The following is an 18,508-nucleotide window of genomic DNA, read 5'->3' on the forward strand; positions in this document are numbered from 1 at the left end:
TAACCAACGGTGTAGGGGGTTTGGTAACCAACGGTGTAGGGGGTTTGGTAACCAAACCCCTACTAAATCAACGTTTCGGTGGTAATCCGTTAGACAAGAGACAGTTTCGCCTCAAAATGCTACCGTTTTTAGATAGACGTACCATTCCTACGTCGGGAACAGCGCATTAATAGGGAAATCCCACCGTGATTATCCTTCCAGGTTACCAGATTCTCGCCAAAATCTACGAAAGCTCTAATTCTATAGTCTATCGGGGAATCCGACAGGTCGATACTCAACCTGTTATTTTGAAACTTCTCCAACCCGACTATCCTACGTCTGAAGAACTTAGCCGCTATAAAACTGAATACGAAATTACTCATAATTGGCAACTGGCGGGTGTCATTCACGCCTACGATTTACTCGCTTATCAGAATACCTTGGTGATCATATTTGAAGACATTGGTGGAGAATCATTAAACGTATTACTCAATAAAATAGACTTTTCACTGTCAGATATTCTGAACATTGCGATTAAGATTACAGAAGGCTTAGGTCAAATCCACGCCGTTAATATAATTCATAAAGATATTAATCCATCGAATATCATTTTCAATCCCACGACGGGACAAATCAAAATTATTGATTTTGGTATCGCGGTTCGCTTATCCAGAGAAAACTATCAGCCAGAACAATCTTCTATTGTAGAGGGAACATTAGCCTATTTATCACCAGAGCAAACTGGACGGATGGATTGTCCTCTAGATTACCGCACTGATTTTTATTCCTTAGGTGTCACTCTTTATGAACTATTAACCCATCATCTCCCTTTCGATAAAGATGAACCCATGGAGTTGATTTATTGCCATCTGGCTCAACAGCCTCTCCCCCCTCATGTAGCGTTGCAGTCAAATATTGTCGAGGAAAAGGATCAGGGCGCTGGAGAAGCTGGAGACGAGGAGGAATTAACGCTAAACCAAGTTTGTCCTCAAGCCATTTCTAATATTGTCATGAAACTATTGGAAAAAACACCGCAAAAGCGATACCAAAGTGCTGTAGGACTCAAGACAGATTTAGAGTATTGTTTAGACCAATTAAAAACAACTGACAAAATTCAAGAATTCCCTCTGGGATGTCAGGATCGGGGAAAAATATTGCAAATTCCCTCAAGAATTTATGGTCGAGAACGCGAAATTAAAGCACTCCTCGCCGCTTTTTTTCGCCTCGTCTGTTACCCAAAGGGGCAGGGGGCAAAGAATACCCAAAAAGGGTTGAGTGAAATAATTCTGGTTACGGGTGATGCTGGGGTTGGCAAATCCGCCCTAATCCAGCAAATTCGTCCATCTATTATCCAGAAAAACAGTTATTTTATTACTGGAAAATTTGATCAATTTCAACGCAATATTCCTTATTCAGCTTTGGTTCATGCCTTCTCTCAATTAATCCGAACAATTTTAACTGAAAGTGAAGCAAAACTTAGACAATGGGAAAAAAGATTACTGAAAGCCTTGGGTCGCAATGGACAGATTATTATCCAGGTCATTCCAGAAGTTGAACTGATTATTGGTACTCAGCCAGAAGTGCCTAAATTGGGATTAGCGGAATCCCAAAATCGCTTCCATTTAGTATTTCAAGCCTTTCTGCGGGTTTTCTGTCAACCTGAACATCCTTTAGTCATTTTTTTAGATGACTTACAATGGGCTGATGCGGCTACCCTAAAGTTGCTGGAATTCATTTTGACAGATGACCCAATCCACTATCTATTCCTCATTGGTGCCTATCGAGACAATGCAGTTGAGCCGAATCATTCTTTAATGGTTAGCTTCGATAAAATTTGTAGTCTTGGCGTTATTCTTAACCAAATTATCTTAAACCCCCTCAACCGGGAACAGGTTATTGAGTTAATTTCCGAAACCTTACACAGAGATGCTAAAGCTGTTACTGATTTAGCCGAACTCATAGTGCGTAAAACCGCAGGAAATCCTTTTTTCATCAAAGAATTTATCAAAACCCTCGCCCAGGAAAATCTAATTTTCTTTAGTTCTTCTACCAACGAAGGTTCAGGTCAGTGGACTTGGGATATCGACCGGATTGAAGAAACTGCGATTACAGATAACGTGGTGGAGTTGATGATTGGCAAGTTCAAAAAACTTCCGGAAAGCACTCAACATGTTTTAAGTTTAGCCGCTTGCATCGGAAATCATTTTCAACTCGATTTACTTGCCAAAATTTATGATAAAATCCCGAATGAAACCTGGGATGATTTATCTCCAGCAATTCAGTTAGGATTAATTGAACCCCAGGCAAAAAATTTCCAAAAATATTTTCATTTAATTCAATATTATAAATTTTCCCACGATCGCGTCCAACAAGCGGTCGATGCATTAATGGACAAAGCAACAAAAGAAACCGTTCACTGGCGCATTGGTAGGCTGTTGCTTGCCCAGCTATCCCCCTATCAAAAATATGAGCGAATTTTTGATATTGTTGATCATCTCAATTGGAAAGGTTACGCTATTACCACTACTCACGAACGACTTGAATTAACTAGGTTAAACTTAGCGGCTGCCAAAAAAGCGAAGTCAGCAACGGCTTATACCGCCGCTAGAGATTACCTAACCTACGGACTATTAACCTTAAGTAAAAAAAGCTGGACTGACCAGTATTTATTAACCTTAAAACTTTATAAAGAACTCGCTGAAGTTGAATATCTGAATGGCAACTTTGAATCGTCACAGCATTTAATTTATCAGAGTTTAATTCAAGCTAAATCCGTTGTGGAACAGGCTGAACTGTATAACCTGCTCATTGTTCAGCATACTATGCTAGCTAACTATGAAGAAGCCATTCAAGTCGGACGCCAAGCCCTCAAAAAAATCGGTATCGATTTTCCAGACACTAATGTAAAAAGCAGCTTAAATCGTGAATTATCTGACTTAAAACGAAATTTAGGAACTCGGCACATTGCCAGTTTAATTGATTTACCATACATGACCGACAGGGTGACAAAAGCGGCAGTTAATTTACTATTAAGTCTCGATCCGCCCACGTATTTCTTTGATCAAGATAGTTATGCATGGGTTACGGTAAAACTCGTTAATTTATCCCTACAATATGGCAATGCTCCTGAATCAGCTAAAGGCTATTCTAATTATGGATTACTCCTGGGTTCGCTTTGGGGAGATTATCAGTCTGGGTATGCCTTTGGTTTACTGGCTTGTCAACTGAGTGAAACTTTTAATCATCCGATTTATATCAGTCGAACCCATCATTTCTTGGCGACATTTTTGAATTCTTGGGTCAAGCCGATTCAATATGCCGAGTCGATTAATCATGAAGCTTATCAGGCGGGAATGGAAGCTGGGGATTTTCAATATGTTGGCTATATTTTAAACAATCAATTTTATAATGCCTTCAATCAAGGCTCAAGCTTAACCGATGTCCTTACCCAAGCTGATACATTTTTGCACTTTAGCCGCAAAACTCAAAACCAATGGGTAACAGACATGATTTTAGCCTGTAAACTGCCTATTTGGAATTTATGTGGACGAACGGAAGCTAAAGATGTCTTTGATACTGATGAGATGAGTGAAGCTAATTATTTAGCCACCTGCCATACTCATCAAACATTTGGTGGTCTTTGTACATTTTACAGTATTAAAGCCTGGGTTCTTTATCTCTACAACCAACCCGAAGCAGCACTTAATTGTATTAAACCAGCCGAAAAATACCTGCCCTTTATTCATGGTTTATTAACCCAAGCTGAACATAATTTTTATATGTCCTTGATTCTAATCGCACTCTATCCTAATGCTTCAGATAGTCAGCAAGCTGATTATTGGCAAACATTGATTGTTAATCAAGCTCAGATGAAAGGTTGGGCAGACAATTGTCCAGAAAACTTTCGGCATAAATATGTATTAATTAATGCAGAAATGGCACGGATTTCTGGTCAAACGGAAAAAGCAATGGATTTCTATGATCAAGCCATTGATTTAGCCAAAACCAATGGATTTATTCACCATGAGGCTTTAGCAAATGAACTAGCCGCCAAGTTTTGGTTGAGTAAAGGTAAGGTAAAGTTTGCTCAACTCTACATGCAAAAAGCAGGCTATGGCTATCAACATTGGGGTGCCAAGCAAAAGGTTGAAGATTTAGAGAAGACTTATCCTGGCTTATTTACCGACGCCTTAACCTCGGTTAAGATCAAAGATACACTTACTAATTCACATACGGACTCAGTTTCGGGGAGTTATCTTGCCGCTGTGCTAGACTTGACCACTATTATTAAAACATTCCAAGTGCTTTCCAGTGAAATTGCCCTCGATAAGTTGCTGATTAGCTTAATGAAGATTTTAATCGAAAATGCTGGGGCGACACAAGGCGTTTTACTATTGGATTGGCAAGGAGAGTTACGAATTGAAGCAACGTGTCGGGGGGATTTAGATAGTATTGCTGTCTTGCAATCGATTCCCTTAGAAACCAGCCAAGATATTCCCATCGCGATTATTCATTATGTCAGCCGGACGCAAGAAATTTTAGTCTTAAACGATGCCACGTCTGAGGATAGATTTATTACCGATGCCTATATTCAGCAAAATCAACCCAAATCTATCGTCTGTGCGCCCCTGCTAAATCAAGGACAATTGATTGGACTGTTTTATCTAGAAAATAATTTAGCGATCGCGGCATTTACACCAGAACGAGTTGAACTATTAAATCTAATATCAACCCAAGCCGCGATTTCGATTAAAAATGCTCGTCTGTGGCAAAAACAAGCGGAACTTAATCATTCCTTACAGGCGGAAATTGCCGAACGCAAACGCACAGAAGCAGCTTTACGTAAAAGTGAGGGACTTTATCGAACCCTGACGCAAAACTTTCCTAATGGCAGTGTTTTATTATTTGATCGAGAGTTACGCTTCTTGTTAGCAGAAGGGGAGGGGGTAAGGGCTGGCGGCTTTGATCCTGAACAGTTAAAAGGAAAAACTATTACAGAGGTCTTATCACCCGATGTTTGTCAAATAATCGAACCCCTGTATCAGTCAGCCTTAGCCGGAGAAACCAAGGTATCGGAAATGAAATTTGCCGATCGCACCCATCAAGTGTATACGCTTCCGGTGAAAAATGAGCGGGGTGAAATTTTTGCTGGGATGGTAATGTCTCAAGATATCACCCTGCAAAAACAAGCAGAACATATCTTACAAAATGCACGAGCAGAATTAGAACGGCGAGTCGAAGAACGCACCCAAGCCTTAAGCGCCATGAATAACGTCTTACAAGCGGAAATTGCTGAACGTCGCGAGGCGGAAACAAAACTTAAAGAACTGACCCAGGAATTGCAAAGTTCTAATCAAGAATTAGAACAATTTGCCTATATTGCTTCCCACGATTTACAAGAACCCTTACGCGCTGTGGCAAGTTATACCCAACTTTTACAACAAGACTACCTCGATCAACTTGATGAATCCGCCCAAGACTATATGGCGTTTATCATTGATGGTGCAACCAGAATGCGCCAGTTAATTCAAGCCTTGCTGATGTATTCTCGTCTGGGGACTCGTCCACCAGAGGGGAAACCGACCGATTGTAATGCCATCATACGTCAGGTGACTGAGAATTTACAGATCGCGATCGCAGAAAGCCAAGCCACGATTACCTACGATTCCCTCCCCACGGTTGAGGCTGATCCGACTCAACTGGTGCAACTGTTTCAAAATCTGATCGGAAACGCGATCAAATTTTGCCGCGATCGCCCACCTCACATCCAGATTGAGGCACAATTAAGAGAGAACGCATGGCTGTTTCAGGTAAAGGATAATGGAATTGGGATTAAACCCAAATACCTCGACCGTATCTTTGTCATCTTCAAACGTCTCCATACCCGGCGCGAGTTTTCGGGTACGGGTATCGGTTTAGCCGTTTGTAAGAAAATTGTCGAACGCCACGGTGGACGGATTTGGGTGGAATCTCAACCTGGAGTTGGTAGCACATTTTTCTTCACCCTTCCCTGTTTGATATCCTCGCTATGAGCAGCCATTATAGATTTAGACCCATTGAAATTTTACTGATTGAAGATTCCCCCAGTGACGCGAATTTGATCCAGATCAGCTTTAAGCAAGCTAAAATTGCCAACAACTTGCATTGGGTGGAAGATGGGGAAACAGCCCTAGACTACTTACTCCAGCATGGGGATTATACGAACACACCCCGTCCGGATTTGATTGTGTTGGATCTGAATTTACCGGGAATGGATGGTCAAGAAGTATTAACCTCGGTCAAATCACACCCCACGCTCAAACGGATTCCAGTGATCGTTCTCACAACTTCAGAAGATGAAGAGGATATACTCAAGTCTTATGAACGTTATGCCAACTGCTATATTACCAAACCTATCGATATTCAACAGTTTATGCGAATGGTTCAACTATTGGAAGAATTTTGGTTAGCGGCGGTTCAATTGCCCTCGGAGTGATACCAGTCCTATGGACAAACACCTAATTCATGTTCTATTAGTGGAGGATAGCCCTAGTGATGCTCGCTTGCAGCGTCATCGATTTTCACGTTTAGACCCAAAAGAATGGCAACTCCATCATGTTGAACGACTCGCTGATGCGATTGAAAGTTGTGCGAATCTCTCCATTGATGTGGTTTTGTTAGACCTAAATCTTCCTGATGCTGATGGCTTAGAAACCGTTACTGAATTCCGAGAGGCGATTCCCTATCTGCCCATTGTTGTGTTAACGGGCGCTAACGATGAAGAATTAGCATTGGGGGCAATGGCCCATGGGGCGCAAGATTATTTACTTAAGGATGATATTACGATTCCCCTATTAGTGAAAACGATTCGCTATGCGATTGAACGGGGGCAAATTATCCAAAAACTCCAGGACAGTGAACGACGTTTCCGGGGAATTTTCAATCAAACCTTTCAATCCATGATGTTGCTGACTCCAGAAGGAATTATCGTGGATATCAATGAAACGGCATTAAATGCGAGTGGCTATAAATTAGATGATTTGTTAGGTTTACCTGTATGGAAACTGGAGTGTTGGAATCACTGCCCATCTATACAGGAGTGGTTGAAAACGGCGATTAAAAAGGCGGCTAATGGTGATTTGGTGCGACAGGACGTTCAGTTTCGGAAACCGGAACGTGTGATGATTCCTATAGATTTTTCCCTTAAACCGTTAAAAGATGAGGAGGGAAGGGTTATTTTACTTATTGCTGAAGGACGAGATATTCATGAATAAGGCTGTTCGTAGTCAGCACTTTAGTGCTGGGAAATTAAGCATTTTGAGGCACTAAAGTGCCAACTACAAACACGAGCTAATAAAATTAAGCAAGGCGTGGGCGAGTTCAAGTTTGCTGCACGGTTGAACCGACTCCTGGCGTCCCTGTTTATCGATGAAAATGGCTTGATTGGTGTCGCTGGCAAATCCAACATTCGGCTGGTCAATGGGATTGGCGGCGATCGCGTCTAAATTCTTGGCGTTTAATTTTTCTAACGCAGGCTTGACAATATTGCCAGTTTGTGCTGCAAACCCGATTAACTGTTGATGGGCTTGTTTGCGCTGTCCTAACTCGGCCAAAATATCGGGTACAGGTTCTAAAGCTAAGGCAGTGGGAAGCTGGGCTTTGGGTAATTTCTCTGAAGTATAATCAGCAGGTTTGACATCGGCGACGGCGGCTGCCATGATTACCAGATCGGCTTCGGGGAAATAAGATAACATGACCTGACGCATTTCAGCAGCGCTGACGACTGAAATTGCCTGAATATCGGGGGGAATGGGTTCAGTTAGGGGTGCATGGACTAATACTACTCGTGCGCCGCGATGCTTGGCGGCTTGTGCCAATGCCAGTCCCATTTTACCTGTAGAAGGGTTGCCAATAAAGCGTACAGGGTCTAAATGTTCTCTGGTGCCACCGGTACTAATTAATACCTGTTTGCCGACTAAATCCCGCTTACCACCTGTGTATAACACTGAATAAATAGCAGTAAGAATCTCGGAGGGTTCTGCCAAGCGCCCTGCACCCACGCGATCGCACGCCAATCGTCCGGCACTAGGTCCCACGGTATGATACCTGGAATCGCTCAATAGGTTTTGCCAATTTCGTTGTACTGCCTGCTGTTCCCACATATCCGTGTTCATCGCTGGGGCAAGGAGTATTGGACAATGGGAGGCGAGAACAGTATTGGTTAATAAATTATCCGCTAAACCGTGAGCTAATTTGCCCAATGTGTTGGCGGTAAGCGGGGCAATCACGAATAAATCAGCCCATTCGCCCAACTCGATATGAACGGGGCGATCGTGAATCGGTTGCCAAAATAGGCGATCGGTATAAGCCTGATGGCGCGATAGGGTGGAGATTGTCAGGGGTGTGATAAACTCTTCAGCCGCTTGGGTGAGAATAACCCGAACTTGCACCTGAGCCTGAAACAGAGTAGAAATGACCTGGCAAACTTTATAGGCGGCGATACCACCGCCTATACCTATCAATACTCGCCTCGACTCATTCACGCTTCATCATAGGCTTCTAGGTCTAGCAAGTAGAGGTAGGGTTCTGCTAACTCTGGACGTTGGAAGGCTAGCGCCCGCAGCAAATGCCAGTCATCTAGTCCCGCAAACGCATTGTCGTAATCGTCTCGTTCTAAACGTCCAGCTAATTCAGTAACATCCTGTTCCGTGAAAGCCGACAAATCACGCTGGGACATGGTTAACGTTGCCATTGCTCACGCCTCTCTTGAATCGGATTAATGTACACTGCGGAGAGCACTATTACCGCCGCGTTTCTATTATCGCCATTCCACAACAGAACTGGGGATTTTTTTTGTGAAGGCTTTGTAAGGTTTTTCGGATTGAATCATGAATCCCTAACCTAAGAATTAGCCCTAGAGACATCAAAATCTCTAGGGTCAATCTTGGTCTTGCGATCGGAGCGGCGGGATTTGAACCCACGACCCCCACTACCCCAAAGTGGTGCGCTACCAAGCTGCGCTACGCCCCGTGAAACCTTTCCTAGATTATCATAAGATTCATCATTTTAACAACTTTCCAGAAACACGTTCTCACACAAGGGTGTCAGAACACAAAATCCTGTAGATTGGGTTTCGGCTTCGCTCAACCCAACAGGCTCTCAGAGGAAAGGGCGATCCAATCCCATGGAGTGGATTCGAGTTGATCATTGATGCAAGCGGGTCGCCCCTACACACACCTCAGGTATCTCTTCCATTCATAGCCCCCTCTGGAACCTTCTCAAAAGACTTGTATAGACTGAGCAGCTTGCAGCAAACCGGGAACGGCTGCGGCTTGCCAACTCCCCTCACACCGACGTTCCTGGTTCAAAATAAAGCGTAGTGTATAGGCAGACGGATAACCTTCCACTTCCATCCAGAGCAAGTCACTTTCGGCTTCACAGGTGATTTTCTCCTCATCGACCAACTCATCAGCGATGTTTTCAATGGCTTGAGCAAGCTGTGCTAACAATCGACAAAAATCGTCTAACTCCGCCTGAGTCAGCTCAATTGCCCACTCCTCGGTACCCACTAACCCCTGATAATGAGTTGCCTGAGGATTCCAACCTAGACGCCAACCTGATCCAGTTTTGACAATTCGTTCCATGGTCATTGGTCATTGGTCATTGGTCATTGGTCAGGGAGTCCAATATTCACAAAACGCAATATCCTCCTCTGGAGCATTATTAAGGGACTTGCGCCGTCAGCGCCGAATTTTCCCTCGACAGAGGGTTGAAACCATTGCATAAGACACACCGAGCGTGTTACCGAGCGTGTTACTGAGCGAAGTCGAAGTAAGCGATGCCCTGAGCTTGTCGAAGGGTCGAGGTAAGCGATGCCCTGAGCTTGTCGAAGGGTCGAGGTGTTCCCTATTCCCTCTCCCCACCACAACACTTATTCAGCAGACCCTACTTAGTTCCTTGGCGAATCTCGAATCATCTGAATTGTATAAGGAAATACACCCACCAATAGGGCAAAGGCTTCGTCGGGTATTTTGGCAATTGTTTCGGCATCAAAAAAGCCCTCAAACTGACTCAGAATCTTCTGGGCACGTTTGGCTGATGTGGGATGATTGGTTATTTGTATCGTCAGTTGCGCCCACTGGCGGCGAATTAAACAAGCACGTTTTCGCTCATCGGCTGATTCGGGAGTGAGCAACTTCATATCCCCCACAGGTATCACTTGCCGACAATCATGATCAAATATTCCACCGACGGCGGCACCAGGTCCAGCAAACTCGGCGTGATAACGTTTATAGATAATTAAACCATTCCGACGACGCGGATCAACAATTGATAACTGATTATTTAACCCACATTTTTCAGTCATTGATAATTTTGACTTTTCGGATGGGATACCTAAAGCCGATGTCATTGATGATTTGGATGGTTCGGGTGGAACACCTGAACCTGATGTCTCTTTGCTTAGTTTGTCCGACTCCGGAGATAATTTAGGCGAATGATTCACTATCAAAAAATGATTGGAACTCTCCAGACCGAGATTGTTGGGCTGGTTCATTGTCACTAGGGCAGGGGTTTACTCCTGTTTTAACGCAATCGCCGTTGTACTTATCCGACAAACTCCTAATCGCTGCCAATTGAGCTAGGATTGCATCCTCAGTATCATAGTCCAGCAATTCTGGTGCTGCTGCCCTTGGAAACGGTTTCAGACGAGTGAATTCGTTCCCACTCAATGGTACGCTGAGAGTGCTTCTGCTAAGAGGACGGGTTCAACATAACCCAATTCCTGGCGGATGCGGGTAGAATCGACCACCCAATACTGTTCTAAATTGTAGGGCAAACTCCAACTATCTGGCATCAGGGATGGCGACGCAATTACGACTTCACCCTTCCATCCAGCCACTTGTCCAATACGTCGAATCCGTTCTGTTTCCGTCGGAAATTCTGCCTCTGCTATATTGTAAACCTGACCAGTGGCTCGGTCATCGATAATCGCCAGTGCGATCGCAAATGTTCTGGCATCCTGTTCAGTATAGGCGATCGCATCCAGAACCACTTGGGGTGAAATCTGCTCAAACTCGGCTGGGAAATCCCTGAGGGTTTGACGATTTCCATAAATATGACGAACTGCTGATCGCAAATCAGCTTGGCAATGGTGCGTTAGCGTAGCGTAACGCACCCTACAGATAGAGATTTCCTCTCGTTTAAAACTGGCTAATCCACAAATTATTGATTTTTTTATCTGTTTAGCAATAGTAACTATTTCATCGAAATCCTTGTTATCCTGTCCCGGATACCCGACTTCAATTACATCTAAACCTATAGTTTCAAGCAATTTAGCTAGCCTAATTTTCTGCTGAACGTTCATTTTTACTCCAGGTGTGAGTTCTCCATCTCCCATCGTGGTATCGAAGATAATGACTTTCCGGGGGTTTTCCGGCTTGGTTAGGTTTTTCATGAAACAAGAAGAATTATTTTCCCGATCAAAATGCTCAATCATTAAAAACTATTCCCTGTTCCCTGTTTTTTAAGGTAGATTTATAGTTAGCATTTAGCACCCAATATCAACTATGCAACTGCTGTGCATCAGCAACGGTCACGGAGAAGATGTTATTGCTGTCCGAATTTTACAGGAACTCAACGCTAGCCCAGATGCGCCCGAATTAGCCGCATTACCGTTAGTGGGTGAAGGTGCAGCCTATCGGCAATTGGATGTTCCGATTGTCGGACCTGTGCAAACCATGCCCTCTGGTGGTTTTATCTATATGGAAGGGCGTCATCTGCTGCGGGATGTGCAGAGTGGTTTGTTGAAATTGACATGGGCGCAATTGAAAGCGGTTCGCCGTTGGGCGAAACGCGGTGGGGTTATTTTAGCGGTGGGAGATATTGTCCCGCTGTTGTTTGCGTGGTTGAGTGGCGCCCCCTACGCCTTTGTGGGAACGGCTAAATCGGAGTATTATCTGCGGGATGAAGCGGGATGGTTACCGAATCGTCAGCGTCGCGAAGGATGGTCTGGTTCGGTGTATTTGCCGTGGGAACGTTGGTTGATGAGTCGCAAGCGATGCAAGGCGGTGTTTCCTAGAGATAAACTGACAACAGAAATTTTGCAAAAATGGTCAATTCCGGCATTGGATTTGGGGAACCCGATGATGGATGGGATTGAACCGGAACAGCCAGAACCGATATTCTATGAACCCGATGCTGAACAAAAAGAAATGCAGCGTCCTTTGATTGTTGCATTATTACCTGGTTCGAGAATGCCAGAAGCCTACCAGAATTGGCAGAAAATCGCCCTAGCCGCAAATGGGCTACTGGATGCTTATAAGCAACGATCAGTGGTGTTTCTCGGCGCGATCGCATCCGCTTTAAGTCTTGAACCCTTACAGGAAACGTTGATAGGGTATGGATGGCGTCAGCAGCCTCTGGAAGCCATCGACGTGAATCTGACGTTAACTGACCCGAGTGCGATCGCGTTTACCCAAAAGAATGGCACTTTGATATTAACCCAAGACGACTATAACCTTTGTCTGCTCAAAGCCGACTGCTGCATTGCCATGGCGGGAACCGCAACCGAACAATTTGTCGGATTAGGAAAACCTGCGATCGCGATTCCGGGAATGGGTCCTCAATACACCCCTACTTTTGCCGAAGCGCAAACGCGACTATTAGGACCATCCTTAATTTTAGTCGAACATCCCGATCAAGTCGCCCAAGTCCTCCAGCAGTTGTTACGAGATCCGGATCGCTTGCAACTGATTGCTGAAAATGGACGCCGTCGTATGGGTCAATCGGGTGCAGCGCGGCGCATTGCCGATTGTTTGATGGAACGGTTTGAGAAATAATTCTAACCTTTGAAAGATGTTAGTTTGAACCAAACTATTGTATTCCTAAACAGGAGATTCAATAAAAACACAATAAAACTCATGCCCAATCTCGTCGAGACTGCCATCAACGCTGGTTCATTCAACACCCTAGTCAAGGCGGTTGAGGCTGCCAATTTAGTCGATACTCTCAAAAGTCCTGGTCCCTACACTGTTTTTGCCCCTGTCGATGAGGCATTTGCGAAACTGCCAGAGGGAACCTTAGATACACTCTTGCAGGATATCCCCAAACTCCAGAAAATTCTTACCTATCATGTTGTCTCCGGAGATGTCAGAAGCGATAACCTGGTAGAGTTAAAAGAAGTGCCAACCCTGGAAGGCTCAGTATTAGCGATCGATACGTCCAGTGGTTATAAAGTGAATCAAGCGATTATTGTCAAGCCTGATATCCTGGCGGATAACGGTGTTATTCATGTAATTGACTCAATCTTGATGCCAGCAATGATGTCCAGTTAATTTTTTGACCATTCACTTGTGACAATCAAACCCTCACAAGTCAAAGGGAGTCAAGCGACTCCCAGAACAGCAATATCGCGTAATCTAACTCACTTTCGCTCGTTTGCGTTTGGCGGCGAAGAAACCAGCCCAGCCAAATAACCCGAACAATGTGGCAGGTTCCGGTACAGATTCGGTTTCAGAATTGACGGCTAACGAGGATACAGGTTCTGGTACAGATGCCATGTCCAGTGTTGGCGGGATTGTAACTTGAACACCCGGTTCTACTGGTATGTTATAGGACACAGGTGTAGCTGTTTGGCTCAGATCAAACCTCAGTTCAGCATTAACAGTGGGATTGAATAGTGTTGCCAAAGTAGCGGACACTTCACCGTTACCCGTTAGATAACATGTACCAACTAAACAGGTTTCAATATTGTTGAAATCGTAACCATCTACAGTAACAATATCCTCAACAGAGTTGTAAGACCACTCGAATTCAGAAAGTTCATTGGTTTTAGCTGCATCGCTAAAAATAGAACCGCTCCCTTCAAAAGCACTAAGAGAAACTCGATCACTGAAAAATTCAGGCAAATACTCTTCTAAATAACTGAGGAAAGGAATCGTTAATTCAGTATCACCTGTGTCAGCTAGCCTACCACTGAAATTATCGACAACGGTACTCGCATCCACTGGCAAGTCTACGGTAGTTCCTCCATCTAAGAATAACAATGGTGAAGACACAGTAGCAGATCCCGAATAATCGAGTCTGGTCATATCAGCCGCTTCAGCCGGAGCCATACCGACTAAGCCGATAGCCATAACTCCAGCTCCAGCAATTGCCATGGATAACTTATTCATGTCGATTTATCTCCTGATTACATCTACCTGTTCCTTCTTAATCTATGAGATGTAACAATTTATTTAGGTAAAGTAACTATGAATTTATGTAAAGTGTTGATGAATATTCTGGCGGGTTGAGTCGGTGTTAATATGAGTAAAAAAAAAGAGCCAGCTAGCTCCCATCAATGCAAAAGTATTTCTATGCTGAAAGATTTACTACTATTTTTTCTGCTTGCGTTTGGCGTTCAATAAACCGCCCCCAGCAAATAAACTGGCTAATAAAAATGAGGGTTCTGGAGCCGATGGAGTGTCTGTTGAAGAAAGAGGTTTTGCCGTTTGGGTCAGATTAAAATTCACACCAGTAATAACCGATGCTGATCCTTGTACAGGTAAACTAGGATATAAAAAAGCTGGGTTAACATCCGTAGTAATGGAACCTTCACCCGTGATCAGACATGTACCATCCAGACAGGGTTTAATAGGATCAAAGGCATAACCATTGATAATAACTTCATCATCCTCGTCAAAGATACGAAAAATTGACAGTGGGTTTTCCTGAACATCCAAAACTTGTCCGTCAATGTTAATAGAATTGAGAGAAATAAATTGGGAAAATCCGGAAAACAAACCAGAAAAAATGGTATCCGAATAGTCTTGGGCGTAGCTGAGGGGAATGGTTAATTCAGTATCACCTGAGTCATGTAACCGACCACTGAGATTATCGACGATGATACTCTGCTCTACAGTGGCTGTAGCTCGATTCCCATCAAACACAATACCCGGAAGACCGGCTAGTTGACTCTCCAGCCGTTCAATCAGATCTGATTCTATGGTGACCGTGCCACTATAATCCAGTTGTGTACAGTTAAGGTTAAGGTCTTTACACGTCTCTAGGGTCACTTGAGCTGCCTCAGCGGGAGCTGCACTAACTGCTCCGAGAGCCATAAATCCGGCTCCGATCAGCGCCACGGATAATCCTTTCATATTGATTGTTCTCTGTTGTAGATATACGAGTTCTCTCTTAATCTATGAGAGGTATAACCCTGATCAGGTAAAGTAACCGTGAAGTTTATATAAAGTTTTGATGAAGTTTTTGGATCGTCAAGTCGTGGGGAGGCGATCGCACAAAAAAAAGGAGCGAGTTAGCTCCTTTTCCTATAATACAAATGTTCTATTTTGCGGCTGACTATTTTTTCTGCTTGCGCTTGGCGGCAAACAGTCCACCCGCCGCCAATAGGCTTCCTAGCATAAAGGAGGGTTCAGGTGCCTCTTGTACTTCCACATTACTGGTTAGCTCAGGATCGTAGATACCTGTATGAGACATCATATCCCCCTGCTCAAGCAACCCAGATTCTGCGGCGCTGAAGCTGTAATGGTAGGTAGTTTCTCCCTCATAGTCAATCTTGACGAGTTCAGCCGCTTGCACAGGTTTGTCACCCAAGAACCCTGACAAGGCAGCTTTTTGGGGAGGAGTTAGATCATCAAAGATCAGATCTATAGCATTATAGTGACCTGCTAGCCCAACCTCTAGATCTCCCGTTATATCATCCATGTCAACATAGGCAATATTCGGATCGCTGAATCGTTGAAATCCGCCATTGTCCCGGAATACGTTGAAAAGACTCGCTTTGCTATTGGGAATTTCAGGTATGAACATGTTCGCTGTCCTTAGCAAATCATCGGTGATACCATAGGAGGTTAAAGCCGCCTCAAACCACTCGTTCGCCAAATTCAAATTATCGACATTATAGTTATAGCTAGTATCCAAGGTTTCCCCAAACCAATCTGTTGCCGTCAAACTGCTCAGGGTAATGCTGTTGTCCCCCAGATCTCCCGTTAAACTCGTAACCGTGGTGTAATCCAAGAATTCATCAAGGGATAATCGTTCACTATTAGCGAATAGCTCAACATTGCCCCCTGGTTCACCCTTTTCACAACTGTTACTGGGAACGAACGCTCCTCCAACCGAACAACTTCCCTGCAAGACTGTTTCCAAATCTGCATCGTTGTTGAGCCTTGTAAAATCTGTCGTCGCTTCAGGATCTGGATTGGGGATGTGTTCGTAGATTAAATAGTCCACTCCCTTTTCACCAGTCACTTGAGGGTTAGTCAGAGATGCCGCCGATGCAGGATTGGTGCCGATCGCACTGACACATAAGGCAACTGATGCCCCGACGAGCAGTTTCTGGATATTGGTTTTCATTGTAGTATCTCCGTGACTTTATAGGTTGAGCCTTCTTAACAGCACATACACAGGGTTAGGCTTTGGCTAACCCACTTTTGGCTCTAATAACCTCTGGTCATCCCTTAACAGGCAATGTCTTCAGCCCTTGAGCTGGCGTCGCCTGCACACACATTTCCTCATCTCTTTATAAAGCTTACATGAAGTTTCGCGAAAAAGCGATAAAGTTTCGATGAAGTTGTAGTCATTTCTTCTTATATGTGCTATAAACCACTCAACAACTAAATATATATAAATTAATCTAGCAATTTGTATAACTTTAGTGGCATTTTGTAAATAAATGGCATATTTCCAGCGAAGTATGTATGCTCACTGACAAAAATCAGATCTTGAAACTACAAAGGGAGCCTGTTGGCTCCCTGAGAATTGCTCTAGTTGTCACAAACGCCTATTTCAGCGACATTTGACCTAAGATTTTTGGCTCTGGCGTTTGGCGACGACTAAACCACCTACCCCAATTAAGCCGAGTAGAATCGACGGTTCTGGTACATCAACAGGATCAAGCGTAAATTGTGGATCGTAGACTCCAGTATGCGATCGCGTGCCATCGTTGGAAGAAAGGGTCGATCTAGCCGCACTGAAAGTATAAGCATAACTTGTTCTACCGTTATGGGTCACTTTAACCACCTCACTAGCTTGCAATTCTGGTGGTAGTATCCCTCCAATTTGGGCTAGGTTGAGTTGTCCTTGCTGTTCAGAGGTGAGGACGCCGAGTAACATGTGTGTCGCGTCATAGTGACCCGCTAAACCAATATCCACTGTGCCGTTATTATTATTGACGTAGCTGATATTCGCGTCACTGAACCGTTGGAATCCACCTCTAGTCAGGAATGTGTTGTATAAACTCTCTTGGCTGTAACCCAAAAAGCCGAGTAAACTATCGTTAATATTATAGGCATCCAGGACATCACTAAACCATCTATTGGCTAATGTATTTTCCCCATAGTTAGTATTCAAGTCCTCTCCAAACCAGTCCACTGCAGTGAGACTACTCAGCGTCATGCTTCTACCATCATCAAACGTCGCTTCTAAACTGGTAACGTCCTGATGCGCTAAAAATTGATCTAGATTTAGCTGTTCGCTGCTGGCGAATAATTCTAGGTTTCCACCGGGTTCACCAGGGTTACATTCGTAATCAGGACTATAGGCGGAAGCACTGCAATTTCCTTGTAGGAGAGCATTGATATCGGCGTTGGGATTGGCTACTGTTGTATCCAATATGCCATCATTATTCGTATCGATCGCTTCATATTTAATAATGTCTGCACCAGAGAGAGTAAACGTTGTTGCCGAAGCGGGGGCAGTGGCGATCGCGCTGACACTAGCAATAATTGATGCGCCAAACAGGAGTTTATTCAGATTGCCTTTCATGATTTATTTCCGTAGTTATTGAGTGGTTACAAAGCCAGGTTTAAGGGTGATACAATTGCGCTTATCATGGCAATATATTCGCCATTAACCTACTGAAATTTAGGCGGTGATAAGACAAAATAAGCCTTTCAAAGAGTTAGCGAAATTTTAGTGATTTGCTGGGTTGCATTTTGCTCCTTGCTGATCAAACCCAGCCGACTCTCAGATATCTTGTATTATAAAAAGCTCGACTATGCCAATGGGTGAAGCCCGTGTAAAACTTCTATAGAATTCTGTGAAGATTTTGAGAAGACTAGGGAAACCTAGTGCAGCGCGGCAGAAATACAGCAGTTTGCTCTGCTATGCGATACATTGTCGATCCCCCTCGCATCCCCCTTAAAAAGCTATCCCTTACTCGCATCTTTCTTGAACTACCTGAAACCATTGTTTCACAAGGGTTTCAAGATTGATTCATTCCACTAGACTTGACAAATCACCAAAAAGCATTCTTGATAAAAATCAAGTTTTATTGAGAATTAGCTATGTAGGAATAGGGGTGGGAGAAGGCGAGAGCGATCGCTGGAGTTAATGTTAAGAAAGATGTGAGTAATGCATAGCTCTTGTAGGGGGGAACCGGATTTTAGATGTCATTTGTTTATGTCATTCAGAGTTCGCTTGAATTAATCAACAACCCTTTTAATAAACCGCCGTCATAACCCAGCGAGTTATCAGCTTTCTCACCAATCAAAAAAAAATCCGATGAATCTCTTGATTTATACGGTGATTTCAGGTACTATTTCAT

The 18,508-nt window shown here is 43.8% G+C and carries 14 protein-coding genes and 1 tRNA gene; 5 read left to right on the forward strand and 10 right to left on the reverse strand.

What is annotated here, in order from left to right; translation table 11 throughout:
- Positions 1-185 precede the first annotated feature (185 nt).
- The 3 genes from ACLFWI_RS10545 to ACLFWI_RS10555 are packed head-to-tail and all read left to right on the forward strand — an operon-like array spanning position 186 to position 7,232.
- Positions 186-6,011, forward strand: a complete 5,826-nt coding sequence (locus ACLFWI_RS10545; RefSeq protein ID WP_446412911.1) for a protein kinase domain-containing protein — start codon at positions 186-188, stop codon at positions 6,009-6,011.
- Positions 6,008-6,454, forward strand: coding sequence for a response regulator (locus ACLFWI_RS10550; protein ID WP_446412912.1), 447 nt, complete (start codon positions 6,008-6,010; stop codon positions 6,452-6,454). The genes ACLFWI_RS10545 and ACLFWI_RS10550 overlap by 4 nt, the downstream gene beginning before the upstream one ends.
- A gap of 10 nt (positions 6,455-6,464) precedes the next feature.
- The gene (locus ACLFWI_RS10555) at positions 6,465-7,232 is read left to right on the forward strand and encodes a response regulator (RefSeq protein ID WP_446412913.1); all 768 of its coding nucleotides are present in this window, start codon (positions 6,465-6,467) and stop codon (positions 7,230-7,232) included.
- Between the two features lie 63 nt (positions 7,233-7,295).
- Here ACLFWI_RS10555 and coaBC read toward each other — a convergent pair whose 3' ends face one another.
- From coaBC to ACLFWI_RS10585, 6 genes are all read right to left on the reverse strand, one after another.
- Complete coding sequence (gene coaBC, locus ACLFWI_RS10560) at positions 7,296-8,501, reverse strand: bifunctional phosphopantothenoylcysteine decarboxylase/phosphopantothenate--cysteine ligase CoaBC (protein ID WP_446412914.1); 1,206 nt, start codon at positions 8,499-8,501, stop codon at positions 7,296-7,298.
- A complete protein-coding gene (gene isiD, locus ACLFWI_RS10565) occupies positions 8,498-8,710 on the reverse strand; it encodes a protein IsiD (protein WP_446335130.1) in 213 nt (70 codons plus the stop codon). The genes coaBC and isiD overlap by 4 nt, the downstream gene beginning before the upstream one ends.
- A gap of 204 nt (positions 8,711-8,914) precedes the next feature.
- Positions 8,915-8,988, reverse strand: a tRNA-Pro gene (locus ACLFWI_RS10570).
- Positions 8,989-9,236: 248 nt separating this feature from the next.
- A complete protein-coding gene (locus tag ACLFWI_RS10575) occupies positions 9,237-9,602 on the reverse strand; it encodes a DUF1818 family protein (RefSeq protein ID WP_446412923.1) in 366 nt (121 codons plus the stop codon).
- Positions 9,603-9,907: 305 nt separating this feature from the next.
- Positions 9,908-10,369: a hypothetical protein gene (locus tag ACLFWI_RS10580; RefSeq protein ID WP_446412915.1), complete on the reverse strand. Its 462-nt coding sequence runs from the start codon at positions 10,367-10,369 to the stop codon at positions 9,908-9,910.
- 315 nt (positions 10,370-10,684) lie between these two features.
- Positions 10,685-11,413 carry a hypothetical protein gene (locus ACLFWI_RS10585; RefSeq protein WP_446412916.1) on the reverse strand — a complete coding sequence of 243 codons (729 nt, stop codon included), beginning with the start codon at positions 11,411-11,413 and terminating at the stop codon, positions 10,685-10,687.
- 112 nt (positions 11,414-11,525) lie between these two features.
- Between ACLFWI_RS10585 and ACLFWI_RS10590 the strand changes: the two genes are divergently transcribed.
- Both ACLFWI_RS10590 and ACLFWI_RS10595 read left to right on the forward strand, forming a co-directional pair.
- Positions 11,526-12,797: a lipid-A-disaccharide synthase-related protein gene (locus ACLFWI_RS10590; protein WP_446412917.1), complete on the forward strand. Its 1,272-nt coding sequence runs from the start codon at positions 11,526-11,528 to the stop codon at positions 12,795-12,797.
- Between the two features lie 81 nt (positions 12,798-12,878).
- Positions 12,879-13,292, forward strand: a complete 414-nt coding sequence (locus tag ACLFWI_RS10595; protein WP_446412918.1) for a fasciclin domain-containing protein — start codon at positions 12,879-12,881, stop codon at positions 13,290-13,292.
- An 84-nt stretch (positions 13,293-13,376) separates the two neighbouring features.
- On the opposite strand, the gene ACLFWI_RS10600 is transcribed toward ACLFWI_RS10595, so the two are convergent.
- From ACLFWI_RS10600 to ACLFWI_RS10615, 4 genes are all read right to left on the reverse strand, one after another.
- Complete coding sequence (locus ACLFWI_RS10600) at positions 13,377-14,132, reverse strand: PEP-CTERM sorting domain-containing protein (RefSeq protein ID WP_446412919.1); 756 nt, start codon at positions 14,130-14,132, stop codon at positions 13,377-13,379.
- A 201-nt stretch (positions 14,133-14,333) separates the two neighbouring features.
- On the reverse strand, positions 14,334-15,098 hold the full coding sequence (locus ACLFWI_RS10605; protein WP_446412920.1) for a hypothetical protein: 765 nt from the start codon (positions 15,096-15,098) through the stop codon (positions 14,334-14,336).
- Between the two features lie 202 nt (positions 15,099-15,300).
- Positions 15,301-16,317 (reverse strand): NF038130 family PEP-CTERM protein, encoded by a 1,017-nt coding sequence (locus tag ACLFWI_RS10610; RefSeq protein WP_446412921.1) that lies wholly within the window; start codon positions 16,315-16,317, stop codon positions 15,301-15,303.
- Between the two features lie 447 nt (positions 16,318-16,764).
- A complete protein-coding gene (locus ACLFWI_RS10615; RefSeq protein ID WP_446412922.1) occupies positions 16,765-17,727 on the reverse strand; it encodes an NF038130 family PEP-CTERM protein in 963 nt (320 codons plus the stop codon).
- Positions 17,728-18,508 lie beyond the last annotated feature (781 nt).

It is taken from the genome of Coleofasciculus sp., assembly GCF_046539235.1.
Lineage (GTDB): Bacteria > Cyanobacteriota > Cyanobacteriia > Cyanobacteriales > Coleofasciculaceae > Coleofasciculus.

Bases quoted from the DNA above. Each gene is read 5' to 3' on its own strand.
- ACLFWI_RS10550 (WP_446412912.1), top strand. From the start codon at position 6,008: ATGAGCAGCCATTATAGATTTAGACCCATTGAAATTTTACTGATTGAA.
- ACLFWI_RS10555 (WP_446412913.1), top strand. From the start codon at position 6,465: ATGGACAAACACCTAATTCATGTTCTATTAGTGGAGGATAGCCCTAGT.
- isiD (WP_446335130.1), bottom strand. From the start codon at position 8,710: ATGGCAACGTTAACCATGTCCCAGCGTGATTTGTCGGCTTTCACGGAA.
- ACLFWI_RS10575 (WP_446412923.1), bottom strand. From the start codon at position 9,602: ATGGAACGAATTGTCAAAACTGGATCAGGTTGGCGTCTAGGTTGGAAT.
- ACLFWI_RS10580 (WP_446412915.1), bottom strand. From the start codon at position 10,369: ATGACATCGGCTTTAGGTATCCCATCCGAAAAGTCAAAATTATCAATG.
- ACLFWI_RS10585 (WP_446412916.1), bottom strand. From the start codon at position 11,413: ATGAAAAACCTAACCAAGCCGGAAAACCCCCGGAAAGTCATTATCTTC.
- ACLFWI_RS10590 (WP_446412917.1), top strand. From the start codon at position 11,526: ATGCAACTGCTGTGCATCAGCAACGGTCACGGAGAAGATGTTATTGCT.
- ACLFWI_RS10595 (WP_446412918.1), top strand. From the start codon at position 12,879: ATGCCCAATCTCGTCGAGACTGCCATCAACGCTGGTTCATTCAACACC.
- ACLFWI_RS10600 (WP_446412919.1), bottom strand. From the start codon at position 14,132: ATGAATAAGTTATCCATGGCAATTGCTGGAGCTGGAGTTATGGCTATC.
- ACLFWI_RS10605 (WP_446412920.1), bottom strand. From the start codon at position 15,098: ATGAAAGGATTATCCGTGGCGCTGATCGGAGCCGGATTTATGGCTCTC.
- ACLFWI_RS10610 (WP_446412921.1), bottom strand. From the start codon at position 16,317: ATGAAAACCAATATCCAGAAACTGCTCGTCGGGGCATCAGTTGCCTTA.
- ACLFWI_RS10615 (WP_446412922.1), bottom strand. From the start codon at position 17,727: ATGAAAGGCAATCTGAATAAACTCCTGTTTGGCGCATCAATTATTGCT.